Raw genomic sequence first — 15677 nt, forward strand, 5'->3', positions numbered from 1 at the left:
AACATTTCGTATTGGAATTAACTTTATATTTGATGAAAAAAATATGAAAAACTTTTTACTGATTGGCACTCTTCTCTTTGCATTTAGCGTTCAGGCACAAAATACTGCTGACCAAAGACAAAATGACATTATAATCAGTCCGATTGAATTAATCGCAGGACCGGCTTTGAATGTATCTTACGAAAGGTTGCTGAATAAAGATTCCGGTATAGGTATTAACGCCTTGTTGCTTTTAGATAATAAAGACAATGGAGATGGTTTGCAATCGCAAATTTCACCTTATTACCGAATGTATTTTGGCAAAGGATATGCTTCTGGATTTTTTGTGGAAGGTTTTATACCGATTACCACGTCAAATGACTCGGTGTACACTCCTTACGTTGGTCCCGGTTATTATGCATCTTCTTATACATATCAAAAGAATACGACCGTAGGAGCCGGAATTGGTTTTGGTGGAAAATGGGTTGCCAGAAGAAATATTGTTTTCGAAGCAAGTATAGGAATTGCCAGAAGATTTGGGATGAAATCTGAATATTCTGATACGCCGGTTACAGGAAAAGGAATGCTGGGAATTGGTTATCGTTTCTAGTAAGATAAATATTTTAGAAAAAGGTTTAGTTTTGTACTGAACCTTTTTTTGATTAAAAGTATCCTTTTAAATTTACAACCAAAATCCATCACTAATCTGTTAATTATGTTTACCGACGAATACTATATGAAAATGGCGCTACAGCAGGCGCAGATCGCTTTTGAAAAAGAGGAGGTCCCCATCGGCTGTGTGATCGTTTCCAATGACCGGATATTGGCCAAAACCCACAACCTGACAGAGACTTTGAATGATGTTACTGCGCACGCGGAGATGCAGGCGATTACCTCTGCAGCAAATTACCTAGGCGGCAAATATCTGCAAAACTGTACGATGTATGTCACGCTCGAGCCTTGTGTAATGTGCTCCGGGGCGTTAAGCTGGTCGCAAATTTCTAAAGTCGTGATTGGCGCGAGAGATGAACAAAGAGGTTTTATCAATAAACATTTACAGCTGCATCCAAAAACAGAAATTGTTGTAGGCGTGATGGATCATGAATGTTCCGTAATTGTAAAAGAGTTTTTTAAAAATAGAAGATAGCGAATCGCTTCTGGTGAATTCTTTCAGGTCAATTTCTTCGGGTGAATTTTCAACAGAGAGGATTCCACGCGCGGATGCTTTGGAATAATTCACTTTTGTTCACCGCTCATCCTAAAGCGATTCGCTATTCACATTTATAAATCTTTTCCTAAATAATACAATCCTTTCAAAGTATGCAATCGGTCCGCAATCTGAATCTTGTCCGTTAAAGGTTTGTAAACATGGGAAACACCGCCGGTTGCGATCACGAAACATTCATCTTCAACTTCATCATTAATACGGTCCACAAATCCTTCAACCATTCCTAGATAACCATATACCATCCCGCTTTGCATACAGGAAACGGTATCTAAGCCCAAAACGGATTTCGGTTTTACCAGTTCGATTTCCGGCAGTTGTGCGGTGTCGTGAATTAAAGAATTCAGAGCAGTAATAATTCCCGGAGCGATAATCACTCCGAGGGTTTCTCCGCTTTCATTAATGCAGCTCGCCGTTAATGCTGTACCGAAATCAAAAATAATTTTCTTTTTACCAGCAGGATAAAGATGATGTGCGGCGACCAAGTTGGCATAAATATCGGTACCCATTTGTTTTGATTTTGACTGAACTTCTGACGGAGTATTTCGATCAACAACAGTTGGTTTTTTACCGTGAATTTTCTGAATCGCTCTTGAAACGTCGTAAGTGAGCTGAGGAACTACCGATCCAATAATTATTTTGTCGATATTTTCAGCTTCAATTCTATGCGTTTGATACATCATCATAAACTGCATCTGCATTTCATCGCTGGTTCTATACGGTTTAGTATTTAAAATCCAGGATACATCGCAGTTGTCGTCATTAAAAAGTCCGAATCGGATGTTGGTGTTTCCTATATTGATTATGATCGAATTCATTTCTTCTTATTTTCCCGTAAGTTTCTCTTACGGATATTGCTTTTGAATGTTCGGATTTCTCTTCGCCGTTATTTTACTTCTACCAAATTATCTTCCAGATTCACATCTGCCAACCGTTGAGAAAAATCAATTCCCAAGGCAGAAATCTGTGATTTATTATAAGGAATCGTGAAGGTATAATCTTTCTGCGTCCAAGGCCAGTAAGCTTCAGTTTTGAAATCACCGTAAATATCTTTGGTTTTCCAGGTGTGCGTCATATTTAAAGGAATCTGGTAATTCACGACTTTTTTATCAGTCGTTAAAATGGAAAAGTCAATAGGCATCGGAATTGTTCCTTTATTTTCTAAAATAATGGTGGTCGAGCTTTCGTTGTATTTCACCTCTTTAATTCCGTAATCAATGGTTTTGGTGGTGTTGATCCAATAATTGAGGAACCACTTTAAATCCATTCCCGAAACTTTCTGTGCGATGTGCATGAAATCTCTGTCCGTTGGATGTTTCAAGTGCCATTCATTATAAAATTCTTTCATGACCAAAGCCAGGTTTTGTTCTCCCATAATATAGCCCAGCTGCACCAAAAAGAGTTCACCTTTTACATAAGTTGCGAAAGAGTAAGCGCTTCCATTATCGTGATGGTCTCCTAACCAGACGGCAGGTTCTTCAATTCCTTTTTTCACAAAATTCCTGTACCGGTCCAAACTTCCCGTAAACGGATTTGCCTGTGGTGTTTTTGGTGGAAATAACTGGTACATCACAGAATCATCATAATAACTTGTAAAACCTTCATCCATCCACGGCCGGACACTTTCGTTGTAAGCCATAATCTGCTGGTTCCAGGAATGCCCGCCTTCATGAACCATTAAACCTACAAGACCGTCTAAACTTTTCGCTTCGCCCAGAATCATGGTGCACATTCCATATTCCATTCCGCCGTCGCCACCCTGAATAAAAGAGTATGAAGGATAAACGTATCTGCCGAAAGTAGCATTCATTATTTGGAAAAATTTGGTCACATATGGTTTTGACTCGTCCCAGTATTTGGTCTTTTCAGATTTTTGATAAACGAAATAAACTTTCGGTCCGTCTAAAACCACAAATGAATCTACGGTATAATCACGGTCTGCAGCCCAGGCGAAATCCAACATGTTTTTGGCAGTCCATTTCCAGGTGGTTTTGTTATTTTTATCGGCTTTAATGGTGGCTTTCTTATCATAACCTTTTACTTCCAAAGGGTTTTCTAAAGTTCCGCCCGCTCCGATCACATACTCTTTATCGATTTTAATGTTGACTTCAAAATCAGAAAAAGGGGCGTGAAATTCTCTTCCGATATAATCAAAAGTTGCCCAGCCATCATAATCGTATTCTGCAATTTTCGGATACCACTGTGTGACCGTCATATCGATTCCTTCGCGGTTGTTTCTGCCGGCACGGCGAATCTGCATCGGGATCACTGCGTCCCATTCCATCATAAATATGGTTGACGAATTGGCTTTTATCGGAGAATCCAGATACACTTTCATCACCGTTTCCTGGATTTCAAATTTCAAGTTTTTTCCATTTTGCTTGATCCAGTGTATGTTTTGCGCACCTTCTTCATCTTTGGGAATTGAAGCTAAACGCGAAATGCCATTATTCTGTAATCTCGAATCCCCATTTTTACCTTGACCCGCAATTCTTTGATCCATCATGGATCCCGGCTTAAAGGCATTCCAATAAAGGTGAAAATAGACTACATCCAATTCATCCGGGGAATTGTTGGTGTACGTCAACGTTTGATTTCCGTTGTAGGTGAAGTTTTTCGCATCCACATCAATATCCATTTTGTATTTGGCGTATTGCTGATAATAGGCGTTTTTCTGCGCTGATAATATTCCGAAAAATAAAGTAAGAATAATGAGAAACCCTTTGTTCATAATGATTTTTATTTTAAAACGGAAAGATAAGAATTTTTGATTTTATGGAAAGGATTAAGAAAAGAAAAAACCCTTTCAGCATTTTGAGTCGCCGAAAGGGTTGTTTTTATATTTTATTAAAAATTATTTTTTAGCAGATGTTCCGCTTTTTAAAATTTTCTCTAATATTCTTAACGTAATTAAATAAGTCGGCTTCACACCTGTTAATCCTAAACCACCAGAAGATAGTGTAGAACCGGTTTCCAGAGGGTTATCCGACGCATAATACGCGTACATTACGAAAAGATCTTCTGAAATATGGTGGCGGATTTTCGAGGCTACCTGAATGGCTTTCTGATAATGTGCACCTTCCATTTCCAGCCCAATCGCTTTCCAGGAAGTGTCCATGAAATAACGGAGAATATCTTTATTCTGAAGAGAAGTTCCCAAAACGGTAACCATCCCGCCTTCGAATGCCCGTAATTCGTCATCTTCGAAATCTGCTAATTTCAAAGCATTTTCAAACGGATAATTATCTGCGGTTCCTTCAAATACGTGAGAAGTAGGAATCATAATATCTCCTTTTCCGCCCATCAAAATTCCGGCTTTCCCCATTATCGAAATGGATTTTACCTTCATCGTATAGATTTCGCCGTTATAGTCATAAGGACGTAAAAGTTCGTCCATTACTTCGTAAGCCTGCTCACCGAATGCATAATCGAAAACCATAATCACATCGTCTCCCGAATAATTTAAGTCTGCAAATGGTGTATTTTTCAAATCGGTTTTTGCCAAATCGATAATCTGAACGTCGATATTGCTTCCGCTTTGATCGTGAATGTAAATCAAACCGGCATCTTGGGAATGCACGAGAACTTTTTCCTGTAAGGTTTTCTTGTTAGAAATTTCTTCGTACATTTTATAGTCCACATTCTTAGTCACCTTTTTTCCGATAGCATCATTTGCAAAAAGCATATTTTTCACAGAATGCATGTTGGCAGAAATAATATGTAAAGGTCTCATCTGCAGATTATTTTCTGCTAAAACCTGTTTTACTTTATTCGCCCATTTTTCGCCAAAGAAATGGTGGCCTACTCTTTCTCTGAGAATTGCCGAGAAATGAACTTCTCTTTCTCTGATTTGTTTATAATCGTTAAAACTTTCGTTTCCTAAATGATAAATGATTTTGAAAAGACGATCCGGATTTTTATCATCACCGAAACTGTTATAAGCGTTCAAAGTTTCATCAAAGGTTCGTCCTAACAATGAAGAGAGGTGTATCAGTGCCACTTCTTTCTCTTTTCTGCTCATTTTTTTATCGCCTGTTGCAACTTCTTCGATAATTTTCCAGGCTCTGCTTGGTTTGTCGCTGCGTTCAGAAAGGAAGGCTAGTTTGCGGATTTTGTCCGCTTCAATATAAAGGAAAGTAAGGTGAGTGAGAATATCGTAAATTTCAGAACGGCCCAAAAGAACTTCGATGTTCATTTGATGTTCGTCGATCCGATAACAGTTTCTTCTTCTTTTTTTAGGAACAATAACTTCGAAGCTTCCTTTGTCGAAACCTTCATCAGAAGTAAGATGAATGAATGAGCATTCCTCAATCCCTTCCGGAAGTCGGTCTAAAACATACAGAAGTCCGTCTAACTCTATTTTGTTCGGAACTCCCATTGTTCCATAAATTTCCGGGTTGATGATCATAAGTAGTGACCGGAGGCTTTCTCCGGAGATCCCGGCAGGTTTGAAAAAACCGCGATAGAATAAGTGCCGCATAGAAACATAAAGTCTTTCGATTGCTTCAGTGGTTTCTCTTGCTCGTGAATTTACCATAGTGTAAAATTTCATACAAATATAAGGAAATAGTTCTAATTTTTTACGCTCCCCAATGGATTCTGTTCATTCTTAATCATTTGTTAATGATAAGATTCATTCTGCTCTTTATCTTTTTCATCCGACCGGGCCAGACTGTAATTATCTGCAAAACATTTTCCGCTGACTTTTTTCAATAAATCATCGTATTCATTATAGTTAAAAAAGAATGGATTCAATATTAAAACTTATATTTCACAAATGACCCCATAAAATTTATAGGCAAATCTATTTTGTTTATCTATTTTTTGTAATTTTACCCCATCAAAAACACACCAAATGTCAAATTTAAGATTTAAAGCATTAGAATTACTTTCTCAGAAAGATTATAGAAAAGAAAATGCAGTGGAAGTTCCTGCAAAATTATCTTCCCTTTTTTGTGAAAACGTTTTCTCAGAAGAAACGATGAGAGAATATTTAACCAAAGAAGCATTTATGTCCATTCAGAACGCCATTAAAAGCGGACTGAAAATCCAAAGGGACGTCGCAGATCAAATCGCAGTGGCCATGAAAGACTGGTCGATAAGCAAAGGAGCTACCCACTACACTCATTGGTTTCAACCTTTGACTGGATCTACCGCAGAAAAGCACGACTCCTTTTTTACTCCATTCGAAAGTGACCGCGCCATTGACCGGTTTTCCGGGGGAATGTTGATTCAGCAGGAACCGGACGCCTCCTCTTTTCCAAACGGCGGAATTAGAAACACTTTTGAAGCGCGTGGTTATACAGCTTGGGATCCAACTTCGCCCGCGTTCATCATGGGAACAACTTTATGTATTCCTTCCATTTTCATTTCCTACACCGGCGAGACTTTAGATTACAAAGCGCCTTTGCTTAGAGCATTACATGCCGTAGATGAAGCTGCGACAGATATTTGCCGTTCTTATTTTGACAAAAATGTAACCAAGGTGATTCCTACTTTAGGTTGGGAGCAGGAATATTTCCTGGTTGATTCTGCATTGTATCAATCAAGACCGGATTTGGTCATTACCGGAAAAACCCTTTTGGGGCATTCTCCCGCAAAAGGCCAACAGTTAGACGATCACTATTTTGGCTCGATTCCTACGCGGGTAATGAACTTCATGAAAGAGCTGGAAATCAAATCAATTCAACTGGGAATTCCTGTAACGACGCGTCATAACGAAGTTGCCCCGAATCAGTTTGAATTAGCTCCGATGTTTGAAGAAGTAAATGTCGCCGTGGACCACAATTCATTATTGATGGATTTAATGGCAAGAGTTGCACACAAACATCATTTCCATATTTTATTCCACGAAAAACCATTCGCAGGAGTGAATGGAAGCGGAAAACACAACAACTGGAGTTTGGCCACCGATACCGGTGAAAATCTTTTAAGCCCAGGAAAAAACCCTAAAAAAAACCTACAATTTTTAACCTTCTTCGTCAATACGCTGAAAGCAGTTCATGATTACGCAGATTTATTAAGAGTGAGCATTGCTTCCGCAGGTAACGATCACCGTTTAGGTGCCAATGAAGCGCCGCCTGCTATTATTTCTACCTTTATCGGTTCGCAGTTATTTGGCGTTCTGGAAGAACTTGAAAAAGTAAAAGACGGGAAATTATCTCCTGAAGAAAAAACAGACCTTAAATTAAATGTGGTGGGTAAAATTCCAAATATTTTATTAGACAACACCGACAGAAACAGAACTTCCCCATTTGCCTTTACCGGCAACAAATTTGAAATCAGAGCGGTTGGATCCTCTGCGAATTGCGCTGAAGTGATGACCGTGATGAACGCTATTGCCGCCAAACAGTTTAAAACTTTTAAAATAGAAGTCGATGCTTTGGTGGAAAGTGGCTTGAAAAAAGACGAAGCAATTTTTAACGTATTAAGAGAATACATAAAAGATTCTAAGAATATCATGTTTGAAGGCGACGGTTATTCCGAAGAATGGGCCATCGAAGCCGCCAAAAGAGGACTGAATAATTTGAAAACAACTCCAGAGGCACTGAGCAGAGAGTTGGATCCGAAATTTATTGCATTATTTGAGGAGCTTGGCATTTACACTCACCGTGAAATGGAAGCGAGAAATGAAATTAAATTAGAGAAATACTCAACAGTAATCGCTATTGAAGCAAGAGTAATCGCTGATATTGCAAGAAACCACATTATTCCCTGCGCCCTTAAATATCAGAACCGCCTCATTGAAAATGTGAAAGGACTAAAAGAAATTTTCGGAGATACCGAGTATCAAACTTTGGCTAAAGAACAGATGAGCCTGATCAGAGACATTTCAGGGCATGTAAGCATCATTAAAGTAGAGGTTGAAAATCTACTTGAAGCAATTGAAAACGCAAAATCAAAAAGCAATTCCCGGGAAATGGCCGAGTCTTTTTGTGAGGAAGTCATCCCATTTTTTGCTAAAATCAGAAACTCTTCTGATGAGCTTGAAATGATGGTTGACGACGAATTATGGCCACTGACCAAATACAGAGAACTTTTATTTACAAGATAAAACAATAGCTAAATTGACTCCAAAGCCCTATTTATAGGGCTTTTTGCTGTTTACAAAACCGCCTTTTCCATTCGATAGAGCAATACAATAAAGTCAATAGATTAAACACATAAATGTTAATGAATCATAATATAAATAAAAACGCAACCCCTTAAATAAAGGGATTGCGAAGAATATTCTTTTAACATTAGGAAAAATAATGTTAAAATGTGTTAAAACAGGTGACAACGTAGGGTGTTTTCACCCTCGGTTTTACCCGATTACTTACTTTTGTAATGCTTTAAAAAACAAATAATAAGTTTTAACACAGGTAATCAAATATATATGAAGAAAAGAGTTTTGTTTTATTGTGCTGCTGTGTTCACTACATTATCAATGCAGTCTTGCGTAACCAATTATGTAGTTTCTACACCAACGACTTACGCTAATGAATACAAATCGAATGCCAAACTAGCAGCGATAGACAATAAGAAACTGGCACTAGCAAAAGAACAATTATTAAGCAGCTTTAAGGATGAGCAATTGGTAGCATCTAAAAACTTAGAAGCTATTGTGAAGAACGAAGAAATTGCAAAAGCAGTTCGGTTCTCACAAAAGATAGATGATATCCTAACTGAAGCAGAAACCTATTTAGGAACTCCGTATCGATACGGTGGGATGACCAGAAAAGGAATTGACTGTTCCGCTTTCGTTCTATCGGTTTTCGGTGCAACTGCAGGCATGAGCTTGCCTAGAGTAGCAGCCTCCCAAGCACAGGAAGGAGAGAAAGTAGAAAAAAGCAACCTTCAGAAAGGAGACTTGGTATTCTTTTCACATGGTAGAGGTAGAATTTCACATGTAGGAATCGTGGAAAATGTAACAGAAAATGGCACAGTCAAATTCATTCACGCCGCAACGTCCAAAGGAGTAATGATTTCTTCGCTCGATGATTCTTATTGGGGACCCAAATTCAGATTTGCCAAAAGAATATTATCACAAGACGATTTCAACAGCAACATCGCAAATAATTAAAAATAGATAATTGATTTTTTAAGAAAACCACCTTTTTAGGGTGGTTTTCTTATTTCTTAGGAGCAACGGAGGTGTCGCTTCTTACCCATCCCAACCCGCAGTCCGCTGTATCCTCCATTGCTGTCACGAATTCATGGGATAGCGCTCCCATCGGGGCTAGAATAACTGGTGGGACTCATATTCAAATGATTTCTGAACGGGAATTTTTTTAGCAACAACCGTCAGCAAAAAAAATGAAATGCGTATCTGTAATTAGTAATAGTAAAGATTTTTTCTGCTATTTTCTAAGTGTAAAGTCTTTGGGTCTTTAAAAAAACCAGAAAAAGCATATTATAAATAAAATCTTCGACGAGATTAAAAAATTTTATTTGTGATTTTAAGACAGATATACATTAAAAGAAAAATGTTCTCGATCAATTTCAAAACCGTTCATTTCCAAACAATAACAGAAATATACAGTTCAGGCTTTTAATAAATATTTAATTATAGAAAAATAGATATAGTATCTGGCTGATTTTAAGCGGCTGCTCAGATTTAATACTATTCTTCTGCTCTTTAAAATCTTAATATTTAAAAAAGGTCATATGAATAGAAAATTTTATATTTCCCCAGCGGTCTTTTCTTTCTGCAATAAAATAAAAATCAATCAGGAATTTAAAATAAATTTAAACCTTTTCTAAAGGCAATAGAAACCTCTTTAATTTTGCAAATTGCAATTAAACCAAACTGTTTCGGTCCGTGTAATTTAGTTTAAAGAAAATAAAGGTCAACATCGAAAATGCCAGCAAAGAGCTCCCACCATAACTGAAAAACGGCAGCGGAATCCCCACCGTTGGGAAAAGCCCCATCACCATTCCCAGATTGATCGAAAAGTGCATCAGCAGTATAGAAGCGAAACAATAACCAAAAACCCGGTTAAAGGTAGATTTCTGCTTCTCTGACAGATAATAAATTCTTCCTATAAACACAGAATAAACGATCACAAGCATTGCGCTGCCAAAAAAGCCCCACTCTTCGCCAACGGTACAGAAAATATAATCTGTGCTTTGCTCTGGAACAAATTTCCCTTGCGTTACAGAACCTTCACGGTAACCTTTACCGAAAAATCCGCCTGAACCAATCGCAGTTTTCGAATAAAGTAAATTATATCCGGACGTATCCCGAAAAGCTCTTTCACCTTTGTATAAAACTTCTATCCTTTCTCTTTGGTGTTTGGGCATTTTCTCTAAAATAGAGGGAGCTCCGTATGCTAATCCACAAAGAATTCCGACGCCACCAATGATTGCCGCTACGGACAATACATTCCAATGAATTTTATAAGAATTTAAAAAGAGAACAATGGCGGTTATTACAACTATGGCGGCCACCACATAAATAGGATCAATGGCAAGCGCGACCAGAAAAACAGCAGCGAAAATCAGTCCCACACCGAAAACCCATCCCGACATTCCTTCCCGAAATAAGGCGATGAAAAAAGCGGTGAAAACCAATAAGGAACCCACATCTGGGATTGCCAGAACCACCACAGCCGGAACTCCTATAATTGCTAAAGAAGTCCAGAGGGATTTCTTATATTTTAAATTAAAATCAGGACCGGAGACATAGTTGGCCAACATTAAAGCAGTACCTATTTTTGAAAACTCCACAGGCTGCAAACTCAACGCGCCAAATTTGTACCAGTTTTTCTGTCCCAAAATTTCTGTCCCAAAAGGGAATAGACCAATGAGCAAAAGAATACCGCCGATATAGATGATGCCAGACATATTCTCGAAGAACTTTGCTCTCGTCGTAAATATTATGAGCCCCACAAAAACAGACACTCCAAGCCAAACAGCTTGTCTTGTTCCGCTCGCAGGTTCCACACTGTAAATATTTGCTACAGCAAAACCGCACAGCAGAAAATAAAGAGAAAGTCCTAATTTATCAATACCCTGTGCCCACTTCATCTTTTTGCGCTGTTTTTTAATTTCTGTACAATAGAATCCCTCTTATAAAGCAGTTGTTTTTTCTGTTCAGTATCTTTGGTGATTCTCAGGCGATCCTCAACTTTTTTCAGATTTACGGAATCTTTATTCGGTTCTTTATAAAGCCCTTTTCTTTTAAGCTCTACATCCCACTGTCTTTTGTACTCGGGCATAAAACTCGCATTCACTAATTTTTTATAAAGGTGTTCCCGTTTTAAATCTCCGGTTAAATACTTCTCTGCTATGACTGCAGCTGCAGGACCTGCCCATGTTCCGCCGAAGCCAGCATGCTCCATAACAGCAGCAATTACAATTTTAGGATGATCTGCAGGAGCTGCCAAAACAAATATTGAATTGTCTTTTCCCTGAGGAACCTGTGCGGTTCCTGTTTTCGCCAGCATCGTAAAATCATTGGATTTTAAACTTCTGGCTGTTCCGTGCAGCACCACGGCTTCCATTCCTTTCATAATCGGATCGAAATATTTCGGATCTACCAATGTTTTATGTTTTACTTTAAATCTTGGATCCGGATTGGGTTTTCCGTCAATTGCCTTTACAATATGGGGCGTAAAATACCAGCCGCGATTAACAATTGCCGCCACAGAATTCGCCATTTGCAGTGGAGTTAACAAAACATCACCCTGTCCCATACCATTAAAAATAGAACCATTCATGGTGTAGGCCGAACTCCAGTCTTTTTTGCCACCACTTCTTTTCTGGTAAAATTCACCGGTCGGAATTCTTCCTTTAGAACCTACCGCCAAGTCATTATTAAGGAATTCCCCGACACCGAAACTGCTCATTATTTTTTTCCACTCATTCACTCCCCTCGTTGGATCGCCTGGATATTTATTCATAATGGCAATAAAAGCATACGAAAAATAACAGTTACTTGAGACCTGAATAGCCGGGATTAATGGATCAGCTCCACCATGACCTTTCACGCGTAAACCCCTATAATTAAACCCGCCTCCACACGGAAAAACCGTATTTTCATCCATCACTCCCATTTGCATAGCAGCGGCAGCAGTAAGCAATTTAAAAGTAGATCCCGGCGGATAAGCTGCCTGAAGAGACCTGTCAAAGGTGGGCCGGTTATTATAAACCGTATCCATTTGTAAACGGTACAGGTTTTTTGTTTTTTCAGAACCCGAAAAAAGATTCGGATCAATATCCGGACCCGTGGCCAGCACCAAAATCTCGCCGTTGCTGGGATCAATTGCCACAATTGCACCTTGCTTATTGACGAGCATTTCTTCTGCCATACGTTGCAAATCGTAATCAATCGTCAGCTTGATGTCTTTACCTGTAATGACCTCTTTGTCTAAGGCTCCATTTTTATAAGAACCGATATTCCGCAAACGGATATCTTTTTGGATATACTGAATGCCCTTTACGCCACGAAGTTCATTCTCATAAGATTTTTCAATTCCCGTTTTCCCGATGAAATCTCCCGGAAGATAATACACAGAATCTTTTTTCAGCTCTCTTTCATTGACTTCATTCGTGTACCCCAAAAGGTTTCCGGACGTAGAAACTTCATATTGCCGCTGAGGCCTTGACACGATACTGAATGCCGGATATTTGAAAATGATTTCCTGTATTCTTGCAATTTCCTCACGACTTAGATTTTTCATAAAAGTCATCGGCGTTAATTTCGAAAAATATTTTTCCTTCTTAATAGCATTGATATTTTTGATGAAATCAGCTTTGCTGATTCTCACCAAATTACAAAAATCGATGGTATCGAAGTCCGGTTTTAATAATGCCGCCGTAAAAGAGATTTCATAAGCCGGCTGATTTCCTACCAGTATTTTTCCGTTCCGATCAAATATGACGCCACGCTGGGGAATAATGTATTCGGTTTTTATCGAAGTATTAGCAGCGTTCAGCGCATATCGGTCTGTGAATAACTGCAAATAAGCAAGCCTTGCTATAAAAATTATAGCAATTAAAGATAAAACAACGGAGATTTTTAAAAATTGCGGTTTCAGACTTTTTGTTTGATTTTAAATGCTAAAGCATAAATAATGATAAAGATAAATGAAATCCCACTCGTTGCCAAAACATTAAGGAAGATATCGAAAAATCTACTGAATTTAAAGATTTCAATATATTGAACAAGTGCCTGATGAATAAAGATACTCATAAAGACAAAAAGAAAAAACTGAGACCACTGCAAAGAGTGGAAAGAGAAGAAATCTGTAGAAGTATCCGTAGAAGTTCTGAAAATAAGGGTTCTAAAATAAGCAATGACCGTTGTCGCAAACGCATTGATTCCCCAAGTGTACAAAAAGGCATCAATTCCTAATCCCAAAATAAAACTCAACAGCAAAAACTGGTATTTATTTCGAAAGAAAGGATAAAACATAACGAACACCGGATATATAACAGGCGTATATTTTCCAAAAAGGGTGATACGGTTAAGCACAAAAATTTGTAATGCGATGAGCAAAACAATAATCAAAATATCTGTAAAAAGCGTTCTACTTATCATTTCTCTCTTTTTATTGTCGCTTGCAAAGTATCTTCAATTTTACGGACTTCTGCTTTTTTCAGGTTTTTAACTACGTATATTTTGTTGAGCTTTCCCATTTTTTCACTCAGTTCCACCGAGATATCCCAGAAGCCTGTTTTACTATCTACTTCATAACCGGCAATTTTACCAACCATAATACCTTGCGGGAAAATAGCAGATTTACCGTCCGTTACAATCGTATCGCCAACCTGAAGCGGAACATATTTTGGTATATCCGACAGATGCATAATTCTGGAATCATCTCCCCGCCAGGTGAGTGTTCCGAAATAACCAGATTTTTTGAGCGACGCATTGATTTTAATTTTATTCAAACTTAAAATCGATTGTACCAAAGAAAAGGAATCAGTAGTATTAATGACAATTCCGGCAATTCCCCCGGGCGCCATAACACCCATTTTGGGCATCACTCCATCTCTTTTTCCGCGGTTAATGGTAAAGTAATTGTCTTTTCGGTTGATGCTGTTAAATACGATTTCGCCATCGACAAAAGTATAAATTTGTCCACCTCCGACGGTGTCGTGCACTTTACGGAATTCAGGATTAGTTGCTGCATCTTTGCCGTAAAGCTGCATCATTAAACTTTTATTTTGTGCAATCAGCTGATCATTGGTTTGTTTCAGTTTCAGGTAAGAAGCCCCTTCATCGATATATCCAGAAACCCAGGAATTAAAGGCAGCAGATTGCCCTGCAATCCACGACTGTTGCATTGAGTTTCTACTGAAAATCAATACCACAGCTATGAGTTGCAGAAATATAAAGAAGACGAATAAACCGTTCTTCGAAAATAATCTCAGCAAAAATCCCATCTGTTTAGTTTCGTGAAAAAACGATTAATTACTTAATTAAGAAGTTGAATTTATCCATGTTTTTCAAGGCGATTCCGGTTCCCCGAACTACAGCTCTTAACGGATCTTCGGCAACAAAAACAGGCAAGCCGGTTTTCTTATGAAGTCTGTCTGCAAGGCCTCTTAACAAAGCACCACCTCCGGCAAGATAAATTCCGGTTTTGTAGATATCAGCGGCCAATTCCGGCGGAGTCAGTGAAAGGGTTTCCATTACGGCATCCTCAATTCTAACAATCGATTTGTCCAGAGCCCGCGCGATTTCTTTGTAGTTCACCATGATTTCTTTTGGCTTACCGGTAATTAAATCACGGCCTTGAACCGGAATATCTTCAATATCAACATCAAGATCTTCAACGGCAGAACCCACTTCGATTTTTATTCTTTCGGCAGTTCTTTCACCAATATATAAATTGTGATGCGTTCTTAAATAATAGGCGATATCATTGGTAAATACATCTCCGGCAATTTTCACAGATTTATCACAAACGATCCCTCCAAGAGCCACAACAGCGATTTCGGTCGTACCACCACCTATGTCGATGATCATATTCCCTTCTGGTTTCTGCACATCGATTCCTACACCGATTGCTGCGGCCATTGGTTCATAGATCAAACGGACTTCTTTCGCATTTACTTTCTGGGCAGAATCTCTTACCGCCCGTTTTTCTACCTCGGTAATTCCGGACGGAATACAGATTACGATCTTTAAAGTCGGCTGAAAAAGTTTTCCTTTGATACCGGGAATTTGTTTGATGAATTCTTTGATCATGTGCTCAGAAGCATGGAAATCAGCGATTACGCCATCTTTCAAAGGCCTGATGGTTTTGATGTCTTCATGCGTTTTCCCCTGCATGTGTTTTGCTTTCTCCCCAACTGCAATTGGTTTTCCTGTCGAACGCTCGATTGCAACAATCGATGGTTGATCTACTACAATTTTATTATTGTGTATAATTAGTGTGTTCGCAGTTCCTAAATCAATCGCAATGTCTTGCGTGAACATATCAAATAACCCCATTTTTATGCTAAATTTTTAAAGTGTACAAAGATATAGATTTAGAAC

General features: G+C 38.5%; 13 protein-coding genes. 4 read left to right on the forward strand and 9 right to left on the reverse strand.

Going from position 1 to position 15677, the window contains the following annotated elements; all coding sequences use genetic code 11:
• Window positions 1-43: 43 nt before the first annotated feature.
• Complete coding sequence (locus tag NBC122_RS04080) at window positions 44-589, forward strand: DUF3575 domain-containing protein (RefSeq protein ID WP_133439155.1); 546 nt, start codon at window positions 44-46, stop codon at window positions 587-589.
• 105 nt (window positions 590-694) lie between these two features.
• Window positions 695-1126, forward strand: a complete 432-nt coding sequence (locus NBC122_RS04085) for a nucleoside deaminase (RefSeq protein ID WP_133439156.1) — start codon at window positions 695-697, stop codon at window positions 1124-1126.
• Between the two features lie 134 nt (window positions 1127-1260).
• Here the strand turns inward: NBC122_RS04085 and NBC122_RS04090 are convergent, their stop codons facing one another.
• From NBC122_RS04090 to NBC122_RS14655, 4 genes are all read right to left on the reverse strand, one after another.
• A complete protein-coding gene (locus NBC122_RS04090) occupies window positions 1261-2022 on the reverse strand; it encodes a type III pantothenate kinase (protein WP_133439157.1) in 762 nt (253 codons plus the stop codon).
• A gap of 68 nt (window positions 2023-2090) precedes the next feature.
• The gene (locus NBC122_RS04095; protein ID WP_133439158.1) at window positions 2091-3935 is read right to left on the reverse strand and encodes a M1 family metallopeptidase; all 1845 of its coding nucleotides are present in this window, start codon (window positions 3933-3935) and stop codon (window positions 2091-2093) included.
• Window positions 3936-4058: 123 nt separating this feature from the next.
• Window positions 4059-5741, reverse strand: a complete 1683-nt coding sequence (locus tag NBC122_RS04100) for a DUF6909 family protein (RefSeq protein WP_133439159.1) — start codon at window positions 5739-5741, stop codon at window positions 4059-4061.
• 83 nt (window positions 5742-5824) lie between these two features.
• Complete coding sequence (locus NBC122_RS14655) at window positions 5825-5959, reverse strand: hypothetical protein (RefSeq protein WP_262709571.1); 135 nt, start codon at window positions 5957-5959, stop codon at window positions 5825-5827.
• Between the two features lie 100 nt (window positions 5960-6059).
• On the opposite strand from NBC122_RS14655, the gene NBC122_RS04105 reads away from it, so the two are divergent.
• Together NBC122_RS04105 and NBC122_RS04110 are read left to right on the forward strand one after the other, a co-directional pair.
• Entirely contained in the window at window positions 6060-8258 is a 2199-nt protein-coding gene (locus tag NBC122_RS04105) for a glutamine synthetase III family protein (protein WP_133439160.1), read from the forward strand.
• 324 nt (window positions 8259-8582) lie between these two features.
• The gene (locus NBC122_RS04110) at window positions 8583-9269 is read left to right on the forward strand and encodes a C40 family peptidase (protein WP_133439161.1); all 687 of its coding nucleotides are present in this window, start codon (window positions 8583-8585) and stop codon (window positions 9267-9269) included.
• 716 nt (window positions 9270-9985) lie between these two features.
• Here NBC122_RS04110 and rodA read toward each other — a convergent pair.
• From rodA to NBC122_RS04135, 5 genes are read right to left on the reverse strand one after another with little or no spacing between them, the layout of a single operon-like run.
• Complete coding sequence (rodA, locus tag NBC122_RS04115; RefSeq protein WP_133439162.1) at window positions 9986-11215, reverse strand: rod shape-determining protein RodA; 1230 nt, start codon at window positions 11213-11215, stop codon at window positions 9986-9988.
• Window positions 11212-13227 carry a penicillin-binding transpeptidase domain-containing protein gene (locus NBC122_RS04120; RefSeq protein WP_133439163.1) on the reverse strand — a complete coding sequence of 672 codons (2016 nt, stop codon included), beginning with the start codon at window positions 13225-13227 and terminating at the stop codon, window positions 11212-11214. The genes rodA and NBC122_RS04120 overlap by 4 nt, the downstream gene beginning before the upstream one ends.
• Window positions 13224-13730 (reverse strand): rod shape-determining protein MreD, encoded by a 507-nt coding sequence (locus tag NBC122_RS04125; RefSeq protein WP_133439164.1) that lies wholly within the window; start codon window positions 13728-13730, stop codon window positions 13224-13226. The genes NBC122_RS04120 and NBC122_RS04125 overlap by 4 nt, the downstream gene beginning before the upstream one ends.
• The gene (gene mreC, locus NBC122_RS04130) at window positions 13727-14578 is read right to left on the reverse strand and encodes a rod shape-determining protein MreC (protein WP_133439165.1); all 852 of its coding nucleotides are present in this window, start codon (window positions 14576-14578) and stop codon (window positions 13727-13729) included. The genes NBC122_RS04125 and mreC overlap by 4 nt, the downstream gene beginning before the upstream one ends.
• Before the next feature lie 28 nt (window positions 14579-14606).
• A complete protein-coding gene (locus tag NBC122_RS04135) occupies window positions 14607-15632 on the reverse strand; it encodes a rod shape-determining protein (protein ID WP_133439166.1) in 1026 nt (341 codons plus the stop codon).
• Window positions 15633-15677: the final 45 nt, after the last annotated feature.

Source organism: Chryseobacterium salivictor, assembly GCF_004359195.1.
In the GTDB taxonomy this organism is placed as follows: domain Bacteria; phylum Bacteroidota; class Bacteroidia; order Flavobacteriales; family Weeksellaceae; genus Kaistella; species Kaistella salivictor.